Below are 22,664 nucleotides of genomic sequence, written 5' to 3'. Positions count from 1 at the left end.
CCATGATCGACATCAAGAACATCTCCAAGTGGTACGGCAGCTTCCAGGTGCTGACCGACTGCACGACGTCCATCCAGAAGGGCGAGGTCGTCGTCGTCTGCGGGCCGTCGGGCTCGGGCAAGTCGACGCTGATCAAGACCGTCAACGCGCTGGAGCCCTTCCAGCAGGGCGACATCGTCGTCGACGGCATCTCCATCGCCGACCCCAAGACCAACCTGCCCAAGCTGCGCTCGCGCGTCGGCATGGTGTTCCAGCACTTCGAGCTCTTTCCCCACCTGTCGGTGACCGAGAACCTGACCATCGCGCAGATCAAGGTGCTGGGCCGCTCGGCGGACGACGCCAAGGCCCGCGGCCTGAAGATGCTGGACCGCGTCGGCCTGTCGGCCCACAGGGACAAGTTCCCCGGCCAGCTCTCCGGCGGCCAGCAGCAGCGCGTGGCCATCGCACGCGCGCTGTCGATGGACCCCATCGTCATGCTGTTCGACGAGCCCACGTCGGCGCTGGACCCCGAGATGGTCGGCGAGGTGCTGGACGTGATGGTGCAGCTCGCCAACGAGGGCATGACCATGATGTGCGTGACGCACGAGATGGGCTTCGCCAAGCGCGTCAGCAACCGCGTCATCTTCATGGACGCCGGCAGGATCATCGAGGACTGCAGCAGCGCGGACTTCTTCGGCAAGCCCGAGGAGCGCTCGCCGCGCGCCAAGGACTTCCTGGCCAAGATCCTGCAGCACTGATCCGACCACGACGGGCGACGGCCGGCGGCTCTCGGGCCGCCGTTCTTGTTTGCGCCGCCCCGGCGCGACAATCGCGGCCCATGATCGACATCCTCACCCTTACCCGGCCCGACGACTGGCATCTGCACCTGCGCGACGAAGCGGCGCTGGCCAGCGTGCTGCCCTACACGGCGCGCCAGTTCGCCCGGGCCATCGTCATGCCCAATCTGCGCCCGCCGGTCACGACCGCCGCGCAGGCCGCGGCCTACCGCGAGCGCATCCTGGCTGCCCTGCCCGAGGGCAGCGACTTCCAGCCGCTGATGACGATGTACCTGACGGACAACACGCCGCCGGACGAGATCAGGCGCGCGAAGGACGCGGGTGTCGTCGCGTTGAAGCTCTACCCGGCCGGCGCCACGACCAACAGCGATGCCGGCGTGACCGACCTGCGCAAGACCTACAGGACGCTGGAGGCCATGCAGCGCGAGGGCCTGCTCTTCCTCGTGCACGGCGAGGTGACCGACGGCGACATCGACGTCTTCGACCGCGAGGCCGTGTTCGTCGAGCGCGTGATGACGCCGCTGCGCGCGGCCATGCCCGAGCTCAAGGTCGTCTTCGAGCACATCACGACCCGGGAAGCCGCGCAGTACGTGACCGACGCCGACCGCTTCACGGCCGCCACCATCACGCCCCAGCACCTGCTCTACAACCGCAACGCCATCTTCACCGGCGGCCTGCGCCCGCACTACTACTGCCTGCCGGTGCTCAAGCGCGAGGAGCACCGCCAGGCGCTGCTGGAGGCCGCGGGCTCGGGCAGCCCCAAGTTCTTCCTCGGCACCGACAGCGCGCCGCATGCGGCCCAGCTGAAGGAGAACTCGGTCTGCGGCGCCGGCTGCTTCACGGCGATCTCGGCGCTGGAGCTGTACGCCGAGGCCTTCGAGGCCATCGGCGCCCTCGACAAGCTCGACGCCTTCGCCGGCCATCACGGCCCCGACTTCTACGGCCTGCCGCGCAACACCGGCACCGTCACGCTGAAGCGCGAGCCGTGGACGCTGCCCAGCGCCGTGCCCTTCGGCGAGGCGCAGCTCAAGCCGCTGCGTGGCGGCGAAACGCTGAACTGGAAACTGATCTGATGAACGACAAAAAGGTCGCCTTCCTCGTCGACTTCGACAACGTCGCCACCGACGTCATCGAGCAGGCGCTGAACACCGTGTTCAAGGACTATGGCGCGGCCCACATCCGCCGTGCCTACTGCAATGCCGAGCAGGCCCAGCGCGAGCAGGGCTTCCTGAAGCGCCTGGGCCTGCGCGCCATCGTCAACCTCGCCATCGGCAAGAACTCGACGGACATCGCACTGGCCGCCGACGCGATGGACCTGGCCATCACCGAGAAGCCCGACATCATCGTGCTGGTGTCGTCGGACAGCGACTTCGCGCCGCTGGTGCTGCGCCTGCGCGAGAAGGGCGCCTGGCTGCGCGGCTTCGGGCAGCAGGGCAAGACCGGCGACGGCGTGATCCAGATCTACGACCAGTTCAACGAGCTGGCCCACGACAGCGGCCGCCCGGCGCCCAAGCCGGCGGCCAAGCGCGAGCCGGCCCGCAAGGCCGCGGCGCCCAAGCCCGCGGCGAAGAAGGCCGTACCGGCCAAGGCCGCCGCGCCGGCGCCCAAGCCCGAGCCGGCACCGGCGCCTGCACCCAAGCCGCCCGCTGCGCCCGCTCCCAAGGCCGCAGCTGCGCCGGCTCCGGTCGACGCCAACGTCGCCGCGGCCAAGGAGATCAATGCGGTGCTGGCCCTGCTGCCCAGGCTGGCCGACGGCCAGTGGCACGACCTCGGCGCCGCGGCCAAGGCGCTGAAGGAAGCCGGCCTGCTGGCGAAGAACGCGCCGTCGACCAAGCTGTTCCGCAAGCACCCGCAGGCCTTCCAGTTGCAGCCCGAGAAGCAGCCCAACCAGGTGCGCTTCGGCCACGGCTGATCGCGCGCGGCGCCGGCGGCCCGGGATGGCGCGCAAAGCGGCTAGCATCGGCGCCCGCCCCGGGAGGTCTCGCTTGTTGATGAAGTCCTGTTTGAAGCCCCTGCTGGGCCTGGCTCTCGCCGGCCTGGCCTGCATTGCCGGCGCCCAGCCGCCGGCAGCGCCGCAACCGGCCGCGCCGGCGGCCCAACCCCAGCAGCCGCCGACCGTGTCGGCCAGCGCCCGGCGCCTGTACGAGCGCAGCAAGGGCCAGCTGCTGCAGATCCGCACGCTGATCAAGACCCAGGACAGCCAGGCCTCGGTCGGCTCGGGCTTCATCGTCAGCGACGACGGCCACATCGTCACCAACTACCACGTCATCAGCCAGTTCGCGCTGGAGCCCGACAGCTATCGGCTGCGCTATGCGACGACCGACGGCGAGGGCGGCGCGCTGGAGCTGCTGGACTTCGACGCCCGCCGCGACCTGGCGCTGCTGCGCGCCGTGGACGACGGCAAGGGCGGCGGGCTGAAGGGGCGTGGCGCGCTCGCGTTCCGCCCGCAGAGCCAGCCGCTGGCCAAGGGCGAGCGCATCTACTCGATGGGCAACCCGCACGACGTCGCCTTCGCCGTCGTCGAGGGCAACTACAACGGCCTCGTGGACCGCAGCTTCGACCCGCTGATCTACTACGCCGGCGGCATCAACCCCGGCATGAGCGGCGGGCCGGTGCTGGACGAAGACGGCCGCGTCGTCGGCGTCAACGTGTCGACGCTGCTGTTCTCGCAGCAGGTCAGCTTCCTGGTGCCGGGCGAGTTCGCCGAGAGCCTCGTCAGGCGCAGCCTGGCGGCCAAGCCCGTCCACAGCGCCGCCTGGGGCCGGCTGCGCGACCAGCTGACGCGCTACCAGGACGAGCTCGTCGCCCGCTTCCTCGCCTCGCCCTGGGAGAGCGCCAACAACGAGCGCTACCGCCTGCCGGTGCCCAAGCAGGACTTCATGCGCTGCTGGGGCCGCGGCACGTCGGCCGACACCAAGGGCCTGGACTTCGAGCGCTCGCAATGCCGCATGGACCATGCCCTGTTCGTCAGCGGCAGCCTGCAGACCGGCTGGCTGGACATGAGCCATGAGGCCTATGACGGCAGCAAGCTCGGCGCGCTGCGCTTCGCGCGCCAGTATTCCGGCAGCTTCCGCAACGAACGCCTGGGGGCCGCCGACAAGGCCCGCACCGCCCCCTTCTGCAAGGAGCAGTTCGTCGATCGCGACGGCCTGCCGCTGCGCGCCGTCGTCTGCCTGCGCGCCTACCGCAAGCTGGAGGGCCTGCACGACCTCAGCATCCTCGTGACGACGGTGGACTCGCCCACGCAGGGCGCTTTAGGCCGCTTCGACGCCCGCGGCGTCAGCTTCGACAACGCGCTCAAGCTCGCGGCGCATTACCTGGAGGGCTTCGCGTGGACGAAAACCAGCCAGGCCAAGTGATGCCCGCCGCCCCCGCCGCCGCCGTCGTCGAGCTGCTGGGCCGCGATGGCCGCGCCGTGCTCGTGCAGCGCGTGACGCGCTGGCCCGTGCGCATCGGCCGTTCGCCGGCCTGCGACATCGTGCTGGACGACGCCCATCTCGCCGCCGAGCACGCCGAGCTGCAGCTGGCGCCCGCAGGCGGCGTGCGGCTGAAGCTGCTGGACAGCCGCAACGGCGGCGCGGTGGCCGGCAAGCGGCTGCCCGCGGGCGCCGAGGCCGTGCTGCCGGCGGGCGGCGCCTTCCAGCTGGGCGGCTGCTCGCTGCGCCTGCGCACCAGCGCCGACGCGCTCGCGCCGGAGCAACTGCTCGTCGTGCACCCGGTGCGCCACTGGGCCCTCGTGCCGCTGCTGCTGGTGGCGATGCTGTTCTTGCAGTGGCTGGACCGCTGGAGCGCCGTCGACCCCGATGCGCGCTGGGTGGACTACGCGTCGCCGCTGCTGGCGCCGCTGGCCCTCACGCTGGGCTGGGCGGGGCTGTGGTCGCTGGCCAGCCAGCTTTTCCAGCACCGCTTCCCGTTCACGACGCATCTGCGCCGCGTGCTCGTCGCCATCGTCGCGCTGCAGCTGCTGGAGTGGCTGCTGCCGGCGCTGGCCTATGCCTTCTCCTGGCCGCGGCTGATGGCGCTGGAGTCGCTGTCCATGCCCGTCGCCGCGGCGCTGCTGATCGCCTGGCATGCCCGCCTGGTGTGGCCGGGCGCGCGCCGCACGCTGAACGGCGGCATCGCGGCCCTGCTGCTGCTGGGCCTGGGCCTGCAGGTGGCCGGCCGCCAGGAGCAGCAATACACCTTCGGCCCGCCCTATCTCGCCAGCCTGCCGCCGCCGGCCCTGCGCATCGCGCCCGCCCGGCCGCCGCAGGCGCTGATCGAGTCGCTCAAGCCGCTGAAGGCCGAGCTGGCCAGGCAGGCGCGCAAGGACAACGAGGGCAGCGACCTGCCCGATGCGGACGCGGGCGACGGCGGGGAGTGAGCGCCGCGCCGGGCCGCTCCCAGCCGGCTCGCTCCCGCTCGGCGGGACGGCGCCTGGCGCGAAGGGTGCGCCAGTGAACGCCGCCGCGGCGCCGGTCACAGCCCGGGCAGGCTCAGCGAGCCGACCAGCGTCGCGGCATCCATGTAGCTGGCCGCGGTGACGCCGGCATTGAGCGTGCTGTTCAGATTCGTGGCCGTGTAGTAGGGCGACGCAGGGTTGCCGCCGTCACCGTTGCGCACGTCCATCGGGCGGCGGTAGAGCGACACCTTGACGAGCCGGGCACCGTCGACCGCGGGCAGGTTCACGGCCCTGTAGGTGAAGCTGCTGCCGCCCAGCGGGTCCGTGCCGCGGGCGCTGCCGCGCACCAGCGCATGGCGCGTGGCGCCGTTGTCGAAGTCCGCCTGCACGACGAGATCGGCGCCCCACCAGAACAGGCCCGTCTTCGCGCTGGCCTTCAGGTCCGCGAAATCGGCCGCATTGGTGGGGTCGAGCACCCGAGGCGCCGCGCCGCGGTATTTCAGCGGTTGCAGCAGCGTCGTGGCCGAGGCCGTGGTGTTGCTGTAGGCGCCCCAGAGGGTGTAGACCGGCACGTCCCACTGCTGCGGGTAGTTCAGCTGGCCGGGCAGGCCGGCCGAGGGCTGCGCCACATAGCTCGCCGAGCCGGCATCCCAGTGCATGAAGCCGGGCAGGGGCGATCCGCCGCCGAGGACCAGATTGTCCCGCCCGCCCTGGCTCGGCAGGGCGAAGGGCGGGTTGTAGTTGCCGGTCTGGTCGCGCGGCGAGGCGACGTTGCCGGTGTAGGCGCTCGGCGCGCCGTTGAAATAGCGGGCGACGAAAAGCGCGGCGTAGTCGCTGGCGAAGTCGTAGGTCTCGCCGGCCGGCACGCAGGCGCTGCCCGAGCGCTGCATCGGCTCCTGGCGCTCCTTGCCGGTGGCGGCGCAGACGGGGTTGACGAAGTGGGCCGGCTGCAGCGGGTCGAAGGCCCAGCTGTTGCCGACGCCGCCGCCGTTGGGCTGCCCCGCCGCGGTCTGGAATTGGCCGGTGTAGGGGTGCAGCGTCGTCGCGCCTGCGGCGGCACGGGTGTAAAGCGCATCGCCCCAGTGCGGCTGGTCGAAGGCATGGCCGAACTCGTGATTGAAGATCAGCCCATAGCCATCGCCCGACCCGACGCCGCCGCCGCCCAGCCCGCCGCCGACGCCGCTGTGCCGCCCCAGGGCGCCGTACCAGGACGAGGCGGACGACAGGCCGTTCGCGGCCCGGAGCCTGTCCGTCAGCGACAGCACGCTGGCCAGGATGCCGAACCCGCTCCACGCGGTGCAGGTGCCGGCGGCGGTATCGCTGCTGCTGCAATGTGATGGCCCGTTCGCCAGCACGGCGGGCGTGCCGAGCGTCGCGCCCGTGGGGCTGCGGCCATCCGAGCGCGGGCCGATCGGCAGTTGCGCCAGCGCGATGCTCTGCGGGAAGGCACTGTGCTGGATGCTCGACACCGGCAGGCGCGAGGCGTACTCCGCGCCGAAGCCGGGCGGCAAGTTGGTGGGCTGGGTGTCGCCCCAGAGCAGCCAGTCGACCGTCACCAGGCTCAGCACCGGCTGCGGCCCTATCTTCAGCTCGCCGGGGCCGATGGTCCTGCTGGCCTGGCCGGCGGCGACCGTCAGCTGCAGGCCCGGCACCATCCAGCTGGCCGGCAGATTGCCCACGAAGCTGGTGGCCTGGCTCGGGGCCGATTCATCCACCGCGGCCGCCAGCGTGGCCGGGCCGCCCAGGCACAGGCTGCCCAGCGTCGTGCCGTTGGCCTGGGCCGTGACGCGCACGTCCGGCGCCGCGCCACTGCCGGTGATGCTGACGCGCAGGCCGGTGTCCCGGCCGGCACTCAGGTAGAAGAAGGGATGCGAGGTTTCCAGCAGCACCGTCTGCGCGAACTGCACGCGGGTGATCGCCGCGGCGTCATTGGCGGCCGACTTGCAATCGGCGTTCGGTATCGCCGGCGAGCGATAGCTCGTGAAGTTGAATCCGGGCAGGGCGGTGGCGGGAGTGGGCGGTGTGGGCGTGCCCGTCGTGGACGGGCTGCCTGCGCCGCCGCCGCAACCACCCAGCGCGACCAGCATCGCCGCGATGAGGGGTGGATTGGCGCGCCCGGGCGTGAGGGGGCGCGTGCCCGGCTTGCGGAAGAGTGTCATCGGTATGCAGAAAAGGGGCGCGCCGGCCGAGCCGGCGGCGCGAAGTTTGAATCGGGGCGTGATTTCGAGAGCGCTTGCGGGGGACCGAAGCGCGCCGGCGTGGCCAGGCGCTAGCCCGGCGGGCTTTCAGGCCGCCTGGCTGGGCAGGAAGCCTTCGACCGACAGATAACGCTCGCCGGTGTCGTAGTTGAAGCCCAGCACGCGCGCGCTCGCGGGCAGCTCGGGCAGCTTCTGCGCGATGGCGGCCAGCGTCGCGCCGCTGGAGATGCCCACCAGCAGGCCCTCCTCGCGGGCGCAGCGGCGGGCGTATTCGCGCGCGGCCTCGGCCTCGACCTGGATGACGCCGTCCAGCAGCGCCGTGTCCAGCACGGCCGGGATGAAGCCCGCGCCTATGCCCTGGATGGGGTGGGGGCTGGGCTGGCCGCCGCTGATGACGGGCGAGGCGCTGGGCTCCACCGCATAGACCTTGAGCTGCGGCCAGGCGGCCTTCAGCACCTGGGCGCAGCCGCTGATGTGGCCGCCGGTGCCGACGCCGGTGACCAGCGCATCCAGGCCTTCGGGGAAGTCGCGCAGGATCTCCTGCGCCGTCGTCTTCAGGTGCACGGCCGGGTTGGCCGCGTTCTCGAACTGCTGCGGCATCCACGAGCCCGGGTGCTGCTCCAGCAGTTCGCGGGCGCGGGCGATGGCGCCCTTCATGCCCTTCTCGCGCGGCGTCAGGTCGAAGCTGGCGCCATAGGCCAGCATCAGCCGGCGGCGCTCGATGCTCATGCTGTCGGGCATCACGAGGATCAGCCTGTAGCCCTTGACGGCCGCCACCATCGCCAGGCCCACGCCGGTATTGCCCGAGGTCGGCTCGATGATGGTGCCGCCCGGCTTGAGCAGGCCGCGCGCCTCGGCGTCCTCGACCATGGCCAGCGCGATGCGGTCCTTGATCGAGCCGCCGGGGTTGTTGCGCTCGGACTTGACCCAGACCTCGGCGCCGGCGAAGAGGCGCTGCAGCCGGATGTGCGGGGTGTTGCCGATGGTGTCGAGGACGTTCTGAGCCTTCATGTCGGTGCCTGGGCCGTGGTGCTGGGATAATCGCTAGTGTGAAGCAAGCCAGACCGCCGCTGGGGCAAGCGTGGAAACACGGCCCTGGAGGAAGGTCCGGACTGCACAGAGCGGCGTAGCAGCTAACGGCTGCCCGGCGTAAGCCGAGGATCAGAGCAACAGAGACGAGTCGACCAAACGTGCAGGGTTCGCCCTGCGGGACCGTGAGCGCAGCCCACGGGGTCGGGTGCAACGGGCAATCTCTACGCGCAGCAACACCAAGTAGGCCAGCGTCGATGCGGCTCGCAGAGCTGGCGGGTAGGTGGCACCGAGCCGGGCAGCGATGCCCGGCCCAGAGGAATGGCGGTCACGCCGTCCGAACCGCAAGGGGAAGGCGGCGCACAGAATCCGGCCTATCGGCTTGCTTCACTCTTTCAATCTGCATATCCCCCTCGCCAAGCGGCCCGCGAAGGTCTAGATTTCGCACCATCCCGGCGTTAGGAATCCGCGCCACCCCATAGCGCCCGGTGCCGAGACAGCGCCGGCGCGTGCCCGCCCAGGCCGCGCCTTGCCAAGGCATCAAGTGTTCAATGGGAGAACGTAATGGGTTTGAGCCATCTGAGAGTGAGGTCCAAATTGATCCTGGGCTTTGCGTTGCTGGCGGCCGTCGTGCTGCTGGTGTCCGGCCTGGCGCTGCGCGCGCTGGGGCGGTCGAACGACCGTTTTTCCGACTACCTCGACGGCGTCGGCCTGCGCGAGCGCCTGGCCAACCAGATCCGCGGCGCGGCCACGCGCCGTGCGATCGCCGCGCGCAACCTCGTCCTCGTCACGCAGCCGGCCGACCGCGAGGTCGAGAAGGCCTTGGTGACGCAGGCGCATGAAGACATGGGCAAGGCCCTGGCCCGGCTCCAGGAGGCGGTGGCTGCCGCAGCAGGGCTGGACCAGCGCGACCGCGAGCTGGTGGCCGAGATCGGCCGCATCGAGACCCGGTACGGACCCGTGGCGCTGGACATCGTCGGCAAGTCGCTGAACGACAGGCACGACGACGCGATCGCGAAGATGAACGCCGAATGCCGGCCCCCTGCTGGCGGCGCTGCTGAAGGCGAGCAACGACTACATCGCCTATGAGCAGCAGCAGGCCGGCCAGCGCGTGGCGTCGGCCGCCAATGCCTATGTGGCGGACCGGCTGCTGATGCTGGCCGTCTGCGCGGCGGCCGTCGTGGCGGCGGCGCTGATGGGCTGGCTGATCAGCAATGCCGTCACGCGGCCGCTGGAGCGCGCCGTGCAGCTGGCCGAGGCGGTGGCGTCGGGCGACCTCAGCTCCGACATCGTCGTGGACCGGGACGACGAGCTCGGCCAGTTGCTGGCCGAGCTCAGGCGCATGAACGAGAGCCTGGTGGACAGGGTGGGCCGCGTGCGCCTGTCGGCGGACAGCCGTCGCGACGGCCTCGCAGCAGATCGCGACCGGCAACCACGACCTGTCCAGCCGCACCGAGCAGCAGGCCAGCGCACTGCAGCAGACGGCGGCGTCCATGCAGCAGATGACGTCCGCCGTGCAGCAGACGGCCGACAGCTCGCGCCAGGCCAGCCAGCTCGCCAGCGCGGCCGTCGAGGTGGCGGGGCGCGGCAGCGACGTCGTGCAGCGCGCGCCGGCGAGCAGGGGCGCGGCTTCGCGGTGGTGGCCGGCGAGGTGCGGGCGCTGGCCCAGCGCAGCGCGCAGGCGGCGCGCGAGATCAAGGGCCTGATCCACGCCAGCGTCGAGCGGGTCGAGGCCGGCAGCGCGCTGGTCGGCGAGGCGGGTGCGACGATGGGCGACATCGTCGGCCAGGTGCGGCGCATGACCGACCTGATGGCCGAGATCAACGCCTCGGCCAGCGAGCAGAGCAGCGGCATCGGCCAGGTCAACCAGGCCGTCGCCTCCATCGACCAGGGCACGCAGCAGAACGCCGCCCTCGTCGAGCAGAGCGCGGCGGCGGCGGAAAGCCTGAAGCAGCAGGCGGCCGGGCTGCCGGAGGTCATCGCGCAGTTCAAGACGGCGCGCTCGCACGGGGGCTTGGCGGCCTGACCCGGCGCGGCCCGGAAGGGGTCGATAAACTGCAAACGGCCGCAACCCGCGGCCGTTTGCTCGTCTTGCCCGACGCCCCCTGATGAATCCCGACGCCAGCCGCCTGTGGCGCGCGCCCCGCTGGGCCCTGTCCGTGCTGCTGGCCTGTTTGGCCATGGTCGGGCCCTTCTCCATCGACACCTATCTGCCGGCCTTCTCCGGCATCGCCGCGGCGCTGGATGCGACGCCGCTGCAGATGCAGCAGACGCTGTCGGCCTATCTGCTCGGGTTCGCCTTCATGAACCTCTTCCACGGCGCGCTGTCGGACTGCTTCGGCCGCCGGCCCGTGGTGCTGATCGGCCTGGCCGTCTTCACCGCGGCGAGCATGGGCTGCGCGCTGGCCGGCAGCATCGGCCAGCTGGTGTTCTGGCGCACCGTGCAGGGCATGTCGGCCGGGGCCGGCATCGTCGTGTCGCGGGCCATCATCCGCGACATGTTCCCGCCGGCGGATGCGCAGCGCGTGATGTCGCAGGTGACGCTGTTCTTCGGCGTCGCGCCGGCCATCGCGCCGATGGTGGGCGGCTTCCTGTTCGTGCATGCCGACTGGCACTCGATCTTCTGGTTCCTGACCCTCGTCGGCGCGGCGCTGCTGCTGTCCAACTGGCGGCTGCTGCCCGAGACGCTGCACGCCGGCCTGACCCAGCCCTTCCACCCGGTGGCGCTGATGCGCGAATACTGGCGGCTGTGCAGCAGCGCCAAGTTCATGCTGCTGGTGCTGGCCAGCGGCATCCCGTTCAACGGCATGTTCCTCTATGTGCTGGCCACGCCGGTCTTCCTCGGCGAGCACCTGCATTTCGCGCCGACGCAGTTCTTCTGGTTCTTCATCTGCTCCATCGGCGGCATCATGGGCGGCGCGGCCATGAGCGGCCGGCTGGCGGGCCGGATGTCTTCCAAGCGCCAGATCATGCGCGGCTTTCGCATCATGTCCGCGGTGTCGGCGGCCAACATCCTGCTGAACCTGTTCGCGCCGCTGAGCGCCTGGTGGGCGCTGCCGCTGATCGGCCTGTTCTCGTTCGGCTGGGCCATGATGGTGCCGGTCGTCACGCTGCTGGTGCTGGACCAGGTGCCCGAGCGGCGCGGCATGGCCTCGTCGCTGCAGGCCTGCATAGGCTCCGCGGCCAACGGCCTGGTGGCCGGCGTGCTGGTGCCGCTGGTCATGCACTCGACGGTGGCGCTGGCCTTCACGTCGGCTGGCCTGATGCTGGTGGGGCTGGCGGCCTGGTATGGCGTGCGCCGCTCCGTCGAGGCTTAAGCCCGGGCCGGCGACGCCGAAATCCAGATGATGAAGAAGACGCATTGGTGGCTTGGCGCGCTGCTGCTGGCCGCGGCGGCGGCGCCGGCCGAGGAGCCGAAGGAACCCGTGGAGGCGCTGCGCCAGCGCCTGGCCGAGCGCCTGTCCAACCCGGGCGAGGGCAGCGCCACGGCCAGGCCCAGGCCGGCGCCGCGGGCCGCGAAGCCGGCCAAGGCCGAGGCGGCCCACGCAGCCCACTGGGGCTATGCCGGCGACGTCGGCCCCGAGCACTGGGGCGAGCTGGCGCCGGAGAACCGGCTCTGCGCGGCCGGCACGCGCCAGAGCCCCATCGACATCCGCGACGGGCTGGCCGTGGACCTGGAGCCCATCGCCTTCGACTACCGCGTCGGCGGCTTTTCGGTGCTGGACAACGGCCACACCGTGCAGGTCAATGTCGCGCCGGGCAGCGGCCTGACGGTCATGGGCCGGCGCTTCGAGCTGCTGCAGTTCCACTTCCACCGCCCGAGCGAGGAGCGCATCAACGGCCGCCAGTTCGACATGGTGGTCCACCTCGTGCACCGCGACGAGCAGGGCCGCCTGGCCGTCGTCGCCGTGCCGTTGGAGCGCGGCCGCGACGACAAGCCCCAGCCGGTCGTGCAGGTGGTCTGGGCCAATCTGCCGCTGGAGAAGGGCGAGGCCCTGCAGGCCCAGGCCCCGCTCGACCCGGGCCAGCTGCTGCCCGCCGAGCGCGGCTACTACACCTATATGGGCTCGCTGACGACGCCGCCCTGCAGCGAGGGCGTGCTGTGGATGGTGATGCGCCAGCCGGTGCCGCTGACGGCCCAGCAGATCGGCATCTTCGCGCGGCTCTACCCGATGAATGCGCGGCCGCTGCAGGCCGGCTCCGGGCGCATCATCAAGGAGTCGCAGGGGGCGCCCGGCGCGACCCCTTGAGCGTCGCGCGCTGGCCGGACAGCCAGTCGTGCAGCGTCGAGAACAGCTGTTCGGCGACGACGGGCTTGGCGACGTGGTCGTCCATGCCGGCGTCCAGGCAGCGCTGGCGCTCGTCGTCGAAGGCATTGGCCGTCATCGCCAGGATGGGCAGCTCGGCGCCCTGGGGCAGGCGGCGGATCGCGCGGGTCGCGTCCAGGCCGTCCATGACGGGCATCTGCACGTCCATCAGCACCAGCGCGTAGTCGCCGCTGCCGACCATGTCGACAGCCTGCCGGCCATCGGCGGCCACGTCGGCGACCAGGCCTGTGCTGCCGATCAGCGCCAGCGCGACCTCCTGGTTGACCGGGTTGTCCTCGGCCAGCAGCACCTTGCGCGGGTGGCTGGCGGCCAGCGCGGCCAGGCGCTCGCGCGCGGTGTGCGAGCGGGTCAGCGTATCGGCCTCGGGCACGTGTTCGTCGTTCATGTCGGTGGGCTCGACGTTGACCTGGAACCAGAAGCGGCTGCCGCCGCCGGGCGTGCTGTCCACGCCGACGATGCCGCCCATCAGCTCGGCCAGGCGGCGGCAGATGGCCAGGCCCAGGCCCGTGCCGCCGTAGCGGCGCGTGGTGGACTTGTCGGCCTGCTCGAAATCCTGGAACAGCCGCACCTGCGCCTCCGGGGCGATGCCGATGCCGCTGTCCTGCACCTCGAAGCGCACGGCCAGGCGCTGCGGCGAAGGCCAGCCCTCGCTGTGCGCCGACAGGCGCACGAAGCCGCGGTCGGTGAACTTGACCGCGTTGCCGGCAAAGTTCAGCAGCAGCTCGGTGATGCGCTGCGGGTCGCCCAGCAGCGGGCGGCCCTGCAGCGCCGGGGCGATGTCGCACTCGACCTTCAGGCCCTTGGCCGCGGCGCTCTGCAGCGTCATGTTGGCGACGTTGTCCAGCACCTCGTCGACGCTGAACTCGACGCGCTCCAGCTGCAGCTTGCCGGCCTCGATCTTGGAGAAGTCGAGCACGTTGTTGATGACGCTGAGCAGGTGCTCGGCCGCATTGGCCACCTTCTGCAGGCGCTGCTGCTGCACCGGCTCGACGGCGTCGCTCTGGGCCAGATAGGTCAGGCCGATGATGGCGTTCATCGGCGTGCGGATCTCGTGGCTCATGTTCGCGAGGAAGGCGCTCTTGGCCAGGCTGGCGGCCTGCGCGGCCTCGGTGGCCTCGGCCAGCTCGGCGGTGCGGGCCTCGACGAGTTCCTCCAGGTGATGGCGGTAGCGCTCCAGCTCCAGCTGGTCGCGGCGCTGGCGCGAGATGTCGGTCAGGAAGCCGTGCCACAGCACGCTGCCGTCGGCCTCGCGCTGCGCGATGGCGTTGCCGTAGAGCCAGCGCTCGCCGCCGTCGGCCTGGAGCGCGCGGAACTCCTGCTGCCAGGGGCCGAGGCTGCGGGCGGACGCGAGCAGGCTCTCGCGCACGGCATTGCGGTCGTCGGGGTGGATGCGCTCGAACCAGGGGGCGGCGCTGCGGCCCAGTTCGGCGCTGCCGAGCCGGAAGTATTCGCGCACCGCCTCGCTGACGTAGGCGAACGAGAATTCGCCGCTGGCCGCCAGGCGCAGCTGGTAGACGACGCCGGGCGCCGTCTCGGCCATGCCGCGCAGCCTTTCGATGAGGGCGCGCTGGGCGTCGAACTGCTGCTGCAGCGCGTCGCGCATGTGCTCCAGGTGGCCGCCGAGCAGGCCGATCTCGTCCCGGCGCTTGTGCTGCAGCTTCGCGTTGAAGCGGCCCTGGGCGAGGTCGTTGGCGAAGCCGCCGAGTTCGCGCAGCGGGCGGAACAGCCGCGAATTCAGCAGCCACAGCACCAGGGCCAGCGACGCCAGCAACTGGCCGCCGACCGTGGCGCCGTAGAGCCAGCGCTGGCGCAGCACGGCGGCCGTGCTGAGATGGTCGTCGATCTCGATCTGGATGTGGCCGATGCGCGTGGCGCCGCGCAGGATGTCGCGCTCGCCGGTCAGCGTGCGGCCCAGGCGCCGCTCGGGCAGGTGGTTCTCGATGAAGGGCTGGCCCTGGGAGGCGTCGCTGACGCTGACGCGCACGACCTCGGGCGACTTGACGATGGCCGACACGACCTCGCGCGCGGCGACGGCGTCCAGGTTCCACAGCAGTTCGGGCAGACTGCTGGCCAGCACGTCGAGCTTGGCGTCGAGGTCGCGCTGCAGGGCCTGCTCGGCGACCTGGGACTCGCGCAGCCCGATGAACAGGCCGCCGACGATCAGAGCCGGCAGCAGCAGGCCGATGCTGGCGCCGAGGGCCAGCGCGGCGAAGAGCGAGGAGGAGGGCTTGCGGCTCAAGATGAGGTCATGCTGCCACAAGACGGGCACGTTAAAGAACGGCGTGAAAAAGGCATGCCGCGCCACGGCGCGCTGGCGGCGTGGCGCGGTCGCTGGCGCATGGCGCCGTCAGCCCTTGCTGCCCAGCAGCTCCGGCTTGAGCGTGGAGTCGACGGGCTTGTCGCCCAGCCAGATCTTCAGCACCGCGTTGTAGAAGCCGACGTCCTTCAGCGGGTCGCCGATCTGCTTGCCGTTGAGCGCCATCACCGTGCCGGTGTCGGGCACCCAGTCCACGGTGATGATGTCGCCCTTCTTGGCCTGCGGGATGCTGACGAAGGCCTCGCCGAATTGCGCGAGCTGGTTGACGAACTTGGAGCGCTCGGCCTTGTCGGTGTTGGCCGTGATGCCGGCCATGAAGGCCTGGCCGAGCTCGTCGCCGGTCACCTCGCGCAGCAGGCCGAGGGTGAAGCGGCGCGGGCCGCTGCTTTCCAGCACGCCGGCCGTCGTCGTCTTCTTCTCGGTCAGGTAGAGGGCCATCGCGTAGACCTTCACGACGATGCGCACGCGCACGCCGGCGCCGTTGAGCTTGAGCTCCTTGCCGCCCACCTTGGCGGTGTCGTCGAGCTTCAGGCCGCCGACTTCGACGGCCTGCGCGGCGCCACCGAGGCTGAGGGCGAGGCCCAGGCCGGCAATCCAGCGGAGGGCGGTGTTCGTCTTCATGAGGTCTCCTGGTCTTGGTCTTCGGGGGATGGGTTCAGTGCGCCGCTTCGAGCTTGAAGAGGCTGACGACTTCTTCGAGGCCATGGGCCTGGCTGCGCAGCGAGTCGGCGGCGGCGGCGGCCTGCTCCACCAGCGCGGCGTTCTGCTGCGTGCTCTTGTCCATGTCGTGGATGGTATGCGTGACGCGCTCGATGCCGGTGCTCTGTTCGGCGCTGGCGTGGGTGATCTCGCCCATGATGTCGGTCATCCGTTGCACGCTCGCCACCACGCCCTGCATGGTGCTGCCGGCCTGGGCCACGAGCTGGCTGCCCTGGGCGACGCGCTCGACCGAGTCGGCGATGAGGCGCTTGATCTCCTTGGCGGCGTCGGCGCTGCGGCCGGCCAGCGAGCGCACCTCGCCGGCCACGACCGCGAAGCCGCGGCCCTGCTCGCCGGCGCGGGCCGCCTCGACGGCGGCGTTCAGCGCCAGGATGTTGGTCTGGAAGGCGATGCCGTCGATGACGCTGATGATGTCGACGATCTTCTTGGACGAGGCGTCGATGCTGCCCATCGTCGTGACGACCTGGGCCACGACCGCGCCGCCCTCGACAGCCACCTGCGAGGCGGCCTGGGCCAACTGGTTGGCCTGCTGGGCGTTCTGGGCGTTCTGCTGCACGGCGTCGGTCAGCGTCTTCATGGCCGACAGCGTCTGCTCCAGCGAGGCCGCCTGGGCCTCGGTGCGCACCGACAGGTCCAGGTTGCCGCTGGCGATCTCGCTGGACGCCGAGGAGATGGACTCCGTGCCCTCGCGCACGCGGCCGACGATGCCCTTCAGGCTCTCGTTCATGTCCGACAGGGCCTGCAGCAGCTCGCCGGTCTCGTCGCGGCTGCGCACCTCGATCTCGCTGGTCAGGTTGCCCGAGGCCACCTGGCGCGCCACGTTCACCGCGCCGCGCAGCGGGTTGACGATGCCGCGCGTCGTCAGCACGCCGATGGCCACGCTGGCCACGCAGGCGGCCAGCGCCAGCGCGATCAGCAGCAGGCCGGTCCTGTGCGCGACGCCGTTGGACTTGAGGCCGGCGGCCTCCATTGCGGCGTTGCGGGTCTCGACCAGCTTGTCCAGCGCGGCCTGGTACTTGACCTGGGCGGCCCGCACCGAGAACTGGAACTTCAGCGGCGCGCCTTCCGTGTCGCCGGCGGCCACCATCTTCACGAAGGAGGCCTGGGCCGGCATGAACTTGGCGCGCGCCTCCTTGACCGCCTTGAGCTGCTCCTGGCTGGCCTCGTCGGTCAGCAGCGGCTCCAGCTCGGCCATGGTCTTGTCGTGGGCTTCGAGCTGGCTGGCGACGGTGTCCAGCTCCTTCTTGATCTGCTCCTCGCCGCTCATGATGAGGGTCGTCATCATCGAGCGCGACGCATCGCCGAGCTCGGCCTTCGCGCGGTTGGCCAGGGCCGCGGCCTTGTAGTCGGTGCCGACGAGGCGGCTGATCTCGCCGTTCAGGGTCTGGATGCCGAAATAGCCCTGGGCCGCCATGGCCACCAGGCAGGCGATCGCAACGGTGAAGCCCGCGGCGAGACGTTGTCCGATACGCAGTTGGGACAAAAACTTCATGGAGCAGCCTTGGTTGGAGAAAGCGTGCGGCCCGCTTGATGGCGTTCTTGATGCGGGCCGCAACAGGATGAAACCGGCTGAAATTTCAGCAGAAATCGCCGCCCCGGATGCAATCTGAGCGGCCAGCGAGACGGGCCTGCCGTGATATGTGCGGCAAAACCCCGGCCAGACAGCGCCAGGCCCGGAGCCGCGGCGGCGGCCCGGCGGATGGGGACAAACACGGTGCCGCGCTCCACCATACTTCAAGCGCCGCTTCGCAAGTAACGGGCAAGTCCTTATTTATGAACGATATTTTCTTGGTGAGCTGTGAATTTCGACAGCCAAGCTAAGTGCTTGATTTCATTGAAAAAACTTGTGCGGAATCTTGACCGGGTGGGTTGGGGCGCTTAAAGTGGGGTTAAGTGTCGTTTCGTGGTGAAAAGTGTCGGAAATCGTCTTTCAGGGAGCCTCCAACCTGGCGCTGGACGCCAAGGGCCGCCTGAGCGTTCCCACTCGGCATCGTGAGGCGCTGCAGATGCTCTGCCAAGGGCGGCTGACCGTCACCAAGCATCCGGACGGTTGCCTGATGTTGTTCCCGCGACCGACCTGGGAGGTCTTCCGCGACAAGGTCGCCGCGCTGCCGATGCCGGCTGCCGGCTGGAAGCGGGTCTTTCTCGGCAACGCGCTGGATGTCGACATCGACTCGGCGGCCCGCGTGCTGATCTCGCCCGAGCTGCGCAGGAGCGCCGGGCTCAAGAACGACGTGATGCTGCTGGGCATGGGCAGCCACTTCGAGCTCTGGGACGCCGAGGCCCATGCCGCCCACGAGGCCGAGGTCATGGCCGGCCCGCTGCCCGACGCGCTCAAGGACTTCAGCTTCTGATGGGCGCCGACCTGAACCCCGGCGCCGAGTTCCGCCACACGACCGTGCTGCTGGACGAGGCCGTGGAGGGCGTGCTGGCGCGCCCTGACGGCATCTATGTGGACGGCACCTTCGGCCGCGGCGGCCACTCGCGCGCGCTGCTCGCGCGGCTGGCGCCCGAGGGCCGGCTGATCGGCATCGACCGCGATCCCGAGGCCGTTGCCGCGGCGGCGGCCGTCACCGACCCGCGCTTTGCCATCGTCCACGGCGGCTTTGCCGACATGGCCGAGCAGCTGGCGGCCATCGGCGTGCACCGGGTGGATGGCGTGCTGCTGGACCTGGGCGTGTCCAGCCCGCAGATCGACAACCCGGAGCGGGGCTTCAGCTTCCGCTTCGACGGGCCGCTGGACATGCGCATGGACACGACCCGCGGCGAAAGCGCGGCGGACTTCCTCGCGCGCGCCGACGAGCACGAGATCGCACAGGTGATTCGGGACTATGGCGAAGAACGGTTTGCTGGCCAGATTGCAAAGGCGCTTGTTGCTCGCCGGGAAGCCGGTGCGCCGCTCGCGCGCACCGACGAGCTGCGCGAACTCGTGGCTCGCGCGGTCAAGACCCGCGAGCCCGGCCAGGACCCGGCCACGCGCACCTTTCAAGCCCTTCGGATTCATGTCAATCGCGAGCTTGAGCAGCTTGAGCAGGGGCTGAACGCGGCGCTGCGGCTGCTCGCCCCCGGCGGCCGGCTGTCGGTCATCAGCTTCCATTCGCTGGAAGACCGCCGCGTGAAGCAGTTCATCGCCGCCCACAGCAAGGCCGAGTTCGACCGCCGCGCGCCGTTCGCGCCGCCGCCGGCGCTGGCGCTGAAGTCCCTGGGCCGCGTGATGCCGAGCGCGGCCGAGGTCAAGGCCAACCCGCGGGCCCGCTCGGCCGTGCTGCGCATCGCCGAGCGCACCGACGCGCCGTTGAAAGCCTGAGCCAGTGGCCAAGCTCAACCTGCTGCTCATCCTGGCCGTGCTGGCCAGCGGCGTCGTGCTCGTGCACAGCGCCTACGAGTCGCGCCGCCTGTTCGCCGAGCTCGACAAGGCCCGGGCCGAGGGCCAGCGCCTGGCCGCCGACGCCGAGCGCCTGGCGGCCGAGCGCCATGCCCAGGCCACCAATCTGCGCGTCGAGCAGGTCGCGCGCGAGCGGCTGGGCATGCGCGTCATCACGCCGGCCGTCGTCGCGTCGGGGGTCACGCCATGAGCGTCGCGCAGGGCCGCCCCAAGCAAGCTCGCTCCCGCCTGGCGGGACAGCGCGCAGCGCGAAGGGTGCATCAATGAGCGGTCGCGGCAAGGCCAACAAGTCCGGCGCCCGGGCGCTCGGCGCCGGCCGAGGCGTCAGCTATTCGACGAGCCCGCTGCTCGCGTCCAAGACGCCGCCCTGGCGCTCGCGCTTCCTCGTCGCCCTCGTGGGCCTGGCCTTCCTCGGCCTGCTGGCGCGCGCCGTCTATGTGCAGGTGCTCAACACCGACTTCTTCCAGAAGCAGGGCGAGGCGCGCTACGCGCACACGCTGGAGCTGCCGGCCAGCCGTGGCCGCATCAACGATCGCAGCGGCCAGACGCTGGCCGCCAGCGTGGCCGTGCCGTCGATCTGGGCGATTCCGAAGGAGGTCGATGCCGACGCCGACAAGCGCCAGGCGCTGGCCAAGGCGCTGGGCCTGTCCAACAAGGAACTGGAGGCCAAGCTCAACCCCGACACGCGCTTCGTCTGGCTCAAGCGCCTGGCCGACGACGACACCGCCGCCAAGGTCAAGGCCCTGGGCCTGAAGGGCGTCTTCCAGGACCGCGAGTACCGCCGCAAATACCCCGAGGGCGAGGCCGCGGCCCATGTCGTCGGCTTCACCAATGTCGAGGACAGGGGCCAGGAGGGCATCGAGCTGGCCTTCCAGAAGGAGCTGCAGGGCCGCGACGGCTCGCGCTCCGTCGTGCGCGACCGCCTGGGCCGCGTCGTGGAAGACATCGGCGACATCGTGCCCGCCGCCAACGGCCAGGACATCGACCTGTCGGTGGATTCCAAGGTGCAGTTCTTCGCCTACCAGCGCATCCGCGACGCGGTGGCCGAGAACAAGGCCAGGGCCGGTTCCGTCGTCGTGCTGGACGCGCAGAGCGGCGAGGTGCTGGCCCTGGCCAACTTCCCCAGCTACGACCCCGGCAACCGCCAGAACCTCTCCGGCGAGCAGCTGCGCAACCGCGCGCTGACCGACGTCTTCGAGCCCGGCTCGACGATGAAGCCCTTCATCGCCGGCCTCGCGATGGAGACCGGCCGCGCCACGCCCGACACGCCGGTCGACACCGGCAACGGCAAATACGCCTTCCAGGGCGCCGTCATCAGCGACACCCACGCCCACGGCGTGATCCCGGTGCGCGACGTCATCAAGTTCTCCAGCAACATCGGCGCCACCAAGCTCGCGATGCAGATGCAGCCGCGCGAGATGCACGAGATGTTCACGGCCATCGGCCTGGGCCAGCGGCCGCAGATCAGCTTCCCCGGCGCGGTCAGCGGCAAGCTGCGCCCCTGGAAGACCTGGCGGCCCATCGAGCAGGCGACGATGAGCTATGGCTACGGCCTGTCGGCGTCGCTGTTCCAGCTGGCCCGCGCCTACACGGTGTTCGCGCGCGACGGCGAGATCATCCCCGTCAGCATGCTGCGCCAGCCGCACGACCAGCCGGTGGCCGGCATCCGCGTGTTCTCGCCCAAGGTCACGCAGGAGCTGCGGCTGATGCTGCAGGCCGCCGCCGGCCCCGGCGGCACCGCGCCCGAGGCGCAAGTGCCCGGTTACAGCGTCGGCGGCAAGAGCGGCACGGCCTACAAGCAGGAAGGCCGCGGCTATGCGGCCCACAAATACCGCTCCTGGTTCGTCGGCATCACGCCCATCAGCAAGCCGCGCATCGTCGTTGCCGTCATGGTCGACGAGCCGACGGCCGGCGCCCACTACGGCGGTCAGGTCGCAGGCCCGGTGTTCAGCCAAGTGGCGGCGCAGACGCTGCGCCTGCTGGGCGTGCAGCCCGACCTCGACGTGAAGAGCCAGATCTTCGCGAACAAGGGCGCCGTGGCCACGGAAGAAAGCTTCTGATGCTGACAAGACTCAAATCCCCCGAAGCCGCCGCACGCTGGCTCGCCGAGTGGTGCACCGGCACGCTGCGCACCGACAGCCGCCAGGTGCGGCTCGGCGACGCCTTCATCGCCTGGCCCGGCTACGCGCGCGACGGCCGCGAGTTCGTCGCCGCGGCGCTGGCCGCCGGCGCGTCGACCTGCCTCGTCGAGGACGACGACGTCGAGCGCTTCGGCTTCATGGACGCGCGCGTGGCTTCGCTGCCCGGCCTCAAGGCCCGCACCGGCGAGATCGCCGCCGCCTTCTTCGGCAAGCCCACCGACGCGCTGGACGTCATCGCCGTCACCGGCACCAATGGCAAGACCTCGTCGGCCTGGTGGATCGCCCAGGCCTCCAGCCAGCTTGGGCAACGCTGCGGCGTCGTCGGCACCTTGGGCATCGGCGAGCCGCCCAGGCTCGACTACAACGGCCTGACCACGCCCGACCCGGTGCTGCTGCAGGCCGCCTTCGCCGGCATGCGCGCCGACGGCTTCGCCGCCTGCGCCATCGAGGCCAGCAGCATCGGCATCGTCGAGGGCCGGCTCTCGGGCAGCGCCGTGCGCGTGGCCGTGTTCACCAACTTCACGCAGGACCATCTCGACTACCACGGCAGCATGGACGCCTACTGGGCGGCCAAGCGCGCGCTGTTCGGCTTCCCCGGCCTGCGCGCGGCCGTCGTCAACCTCGACGACGCCAAGGGCGCGGCGCTGGCCGCCGAGCTGGCGGGCCTGGACGTCTGGACCACCGGCGTCGAACGCAGCGACGCGCGCCTCGCGGCCCGCGGCCTGCACTACACCGGCGAGGGCCTGGCCTTCATGCTGCACGAGGGCGCGGAGGCGGTTGCCGTGCAGACCGGCCTGATCGGCGACTACAACGCGGCCAATCTGCTCGGCGTGGCCGGCGCGTTGCGCGCCCAGGGACATGCATTGGCCGACGTGGCCCGCGTGCTGGAACTCGTGACGCCGGTGCCCGGCCGCATGCAGCGTGTCGGCAATGGGCGCGAACTGCCCCAGGTTGTCGTCGACTATGCCCACACGCCGGACGCGCTGGACAAGGCCCTGTCCGCGCTGCAGGGGCTGGCGAAGGCACGTGGCGGCGAACTGGTCTGCGTGTTCGGCTGCGGCGGCGACCGCGATGCGACCAAGCGCCCGCTGATGGGCGCCATCGCCGCGCGGCTGGCCGGCCGCGTCGTCATCACGACAGACAACCCACGCACCGAGGCGCCCGCCCGGATCCTGGCCGACATCGCCGCCGCCGCGCCCGGGGCCGCGGTCATCGAGGCCCGCGAGGCCGCCATCCGTGCCGCCATCGCCGAGGCCGGTGCGCACGACATCGTGCTGATCGCCGGCAAGGGCCACGAGGACTACCAGGAAGTCAACGGCGTGCGCCGCCCCTTCTCCGACGTGGCCGAGGCGCGTGCGGCCTTGCTCGAGAGGGCCGGCCTGTGAACTT

Annotated in this window: 18 protein-coding genes, 1 other RNA gene and 1 pseudogene; 15 read left to right on the top strand and 5 right to left on the bottom strand. The window is 70.9% G+C overall.

Going from position 1 to position 22,664, the window contains the following annotated elements:
• Window positions 1-2 precede the first annotated feature (2 nt).
• The 5 genes from NYP07_RS15025 to NYP07_RS15005 all read left to right on the top strand — a co-directional run bounded on the left by NYP07_RS15025 (window position 3) and on the right by NYP07_RS15005 (window position 5,139).
• Complete coding sequence (locus NYP07_RS15025) at window positions 3-737, top strand: amino acid ABC transporter ATP-binding protein (protein WP_268151795.1); 735 nt, start codon at window positions 3-5, stop codon at window positions 735-737.
• An 80-nt stretch (window positions 738-817) separates the two neighbouring features.
• The gene (pyrC, locus tag NYP07_RS15020) at window positions 818-1,849 is read left to right on the top strand and encodes a dihydroorotase (RefSeq protein WP_268151794.1); all 1,032 of its coding nucleotides are present in this window, start codon (window positions 818-820) and stop codon (window positions 1,847-1,849) included.
• Window positions 1,849-2,688 (top strand): NYN domain-containing protein, encoded by an 840-nt coding sequence (locus tag NYP07_RS15015; RefSeq protein ID WP_268151793.1) that lies wholly within the window; start codon window positions 1,849-1,851, stop codon window positions 2,686-2,688. The genes pyrC and NYP07_RS15015 overlap by 1 nt, the downstream gene beginning before the upstream one ends.
• Before the next feature lie 91 nt (window positions 2,689-2,779).
• Window positions 2,780-4,135, top strand: a complete 1,356-nt coding sequence (locus tag NYP07_RS15010; protein ID WP_268151792.1) for a S1 family peptidase — start codon at window positions 2,780-2,782, stop codon at window positions 4,133-4,135.
• Window positions 4,135-5,139: an FHA domain-containing protein gene (locus tag NYP07_RS15005; protein WP_268151791.1), complete on the top strand. Its 1,005-nt coding sequence runs from the start codon at window positions 4,135-4,137 to the stop codon at window positions 5,137-5,139. The genes NYP07_RS15010 and NYP07_RS15005 overlap by 1 nt, the downstream gene beginning before the upstream one ends.
• A gap of 95 nt (window positions 5,140-5,234) precedes the next feature.
• On the opposite strand, the gene NYP07_RS15000 is transcribed toward NYP07_RS15005, so the two are convergent.
• A complete protein-coding gene (locus tag NYP07_RS15000; RefSeq protein WP_268151790.1) occupies window positions 5,235-7,316 on the bottom strand; it encodes a M66 family metalloprotease in 2,082 nt (693 codons plus the stop codon).
• A 126-nt stretch (window positions 7,317-7,442) separates the two neighbouring features.
• On the bottom strand, window positions 7,443-8,366 hold the full coding sequence (gene cysK / locus NYP07_RS14995; RefSeq protein WP_268151789.1) for a cysteine synthase A: 924 nt from the start codon (window positions 8,364-8,366) through the stop codon (window positions 7,443-7,445).
• A 40-nt stretch (window positions 8,367-8,406) separates the two neighbouring features.
• Here cysK and rnpB point away from each other — a divergent pair.
• The 5 genes and pseudogenes from rnpB to NYP07_RS14970 all read left to right on the top strand — a co-directional run bounded on the left by rnpB (window position 8,407) and on the right by NYP07_RS14970 (window position 12,634).
• Window positions 8,407-8,777, top strand: an RNA gene (rnpB, locus tag NYP07_RS14990) — RNase P RNA component class A.
• 192 nt (window positions 8,778-8,969) lie between these two features.
• Window positions 8,970-9,473 carry an MCP four helix bundle domain-containing protein gene (locus NYP07_RS14985; RefSeq protein WP_268151788.1) on the top strand — a complete coding sequence of 168 codons (504 nt, stop codon included), beginning with the start codon at window positions 8,970-8,972 and terminating at the stop codon, window positions 9,471-9,473.
• A gap of 49 nt (window positions 9,474-9,522) precedes the next feature.
• Window positions 9,523-10,410: pseudogene (locus NYP07_RS14980) on the top strand (methyl-accepting chemotaxis protein); the annotation flags it as partial.
• 82 nt (window positions 10,411-10,492) lie between these two features.
• Entirely contained in the window at window positions 10,493-11,701 is a 1,209-nt protein-coding gene (locus tag NYP07_RS14975) for a multidrug effflux MFS transporter (protein WP_268151787.1), read from the top strand.
• A 30-nt stretch (window positions 11,702-11,731) separates the two neighbouring features.
• Window positions 11,732-12,634: a carbonic anhydrase gene (locus NYP07_RS14970; protein WP_268151786.1), complete on the top strand. Its 903-nt coding sequence runs from the start codon at window positions 11,732-11,734 to the stop codon at window positions 12,632-12,634.
• Here NYP07_RS14970 and NYP07_RS14965 read toward each other — a convergent pair.
• From NYP07_RS14965 to NYP07_RS14955, 3 genes are all read right to left on the bottom strand, one after another.
• Window positions 12,597-14,951 carry an ATP-binding protein gene (locus NYP07_RS14965; RefSeq protein ID WP_268151785.1) on the bottom strand — a complete coding sequence of 785 codons (2,355 nt, stop codon included), beginning with the start codon at window positions 14,949-14,951 and terminating at the stop codon, window positions 12,597-12,599. The two genes, NYP07_RS14970 and NYP07_RS14965, sit on opposite strands and share 38 nt — an antisense overlap.
• 108 nt (window positions 14,952-15,059) lie before the next feature.
• Window positions 15,060-15,650, bottom strand: a complete 591-nt coding sequence (locus NYP07_RS14960) for a chalcone isomerase family protein (protein ID WP_268151784.1) — start codon at window positions 15,648-15,650, stop codon at window positions 15,060-15,062.
• Window positions 15,651-15,684: 34 nt separating this feature from the next.
• Window positions 15,685-17,241, bottom strand: a complete 1,557-nt coding sequence (locus NYP07_RS14955; protein WP_276597333.1) for a methyl-accepting chemotaxis protein — start codon at window positions 17,239-17,241, stop codon at window positions 15,685-15,687.
• A 430-nt stretch (window positions 17,242-17,671) separates the two neighbouring features.
• Between NYP07_RS14955 and mraZ the strand changes: the two genes are divergently transcribed.
• From mraZ to NYP07_RS14930, 5 genes are all read left to right on the top strand, one after another.
• A complete protein-coding gene (mraZ, locus tag NYP07_RS14950) occupies window positions 17,672-18,103 on the top strand; it encodes a division/cell wall cluster transcriptional repressor MraZ (RefSeq protein WP_268151945.1) in 432 nt (143 codons plus the stop codon).
• Window positions 18,103-19,056 (top strand): 16S rRNA (cytosine(1402)-N(4))-methyltransferase RsmH, encoded by a 954-nt coding sequence (gene rsmH, locus NYP07_RS14945; protein ID WP_268151783.1) that lies wholly within the window; start codon window positions 18,103-18,105, stop codon window positions 19,054-19,056. The genes mraZ and rsmH overlap by 1 nt, the downstream gene beginning before the upstream one ends.
• 4 nt (window positions 19,057-19,060) lie before the next feature.
• A complete protein-coding gene (gene ftsL / locus NYP07_RS14940) occupies window positions 19,061-19,324 on the top strand; it encodes a cell division protein FtsL (protein WP_268151782.1) in 264 nt (87 codons plus the stop codon).
• A gap of 73 nt (window positions 19,325-19,397) precedes the next feature.
• A complete protein-coding gene (locus tag NYP07_RS14935; protein WP_268151781.1) occupies window positions 19,398-21,194 on the top strand; it encodes a peptidoglycan D,D-transpeptidase FtsI family protein in 1,797 nt (598 codons plus the stop codon).
• Window positions 21,194-22,660 carry a UDP-N-acetylmuramoyl-L-alanyl-D-glutamate--2,6-diaminopimelate ligase gene (locus NYP07_RS14930; RefSeq protein WP_268151780.1) on the top strand — a complete coding sequence of 489 codons (1,467 nt, stop codon included), beginning with the start codon at window positions 21,194-21,196 and terminating at the stop codon, window positions 22,658-22,660. Before NYP07_RS14935 ends, NYP07_RS14930 begins: the two co-directional genes overlap by 1 nt.
• Window positions 22,661-22,664: the final 4 nt, after the last annotated feature.

Origin of the sequence: Pelomonas aquatica (assembly GCF_026712205.1) — a bacterium.
In the GTDB taxonomy this organism is placed as follows: Bacteria; Pseudomonadota; Gammaproteobacteria; order Burkholderiales; family Burkholderiaceae_C; genus Pelomonas; species Pelomonas aquatica.
Note: the sequence above shows the minus strand (reverse complement) of the source record. Positions and strands in the feature narration are given on the sequence as shown.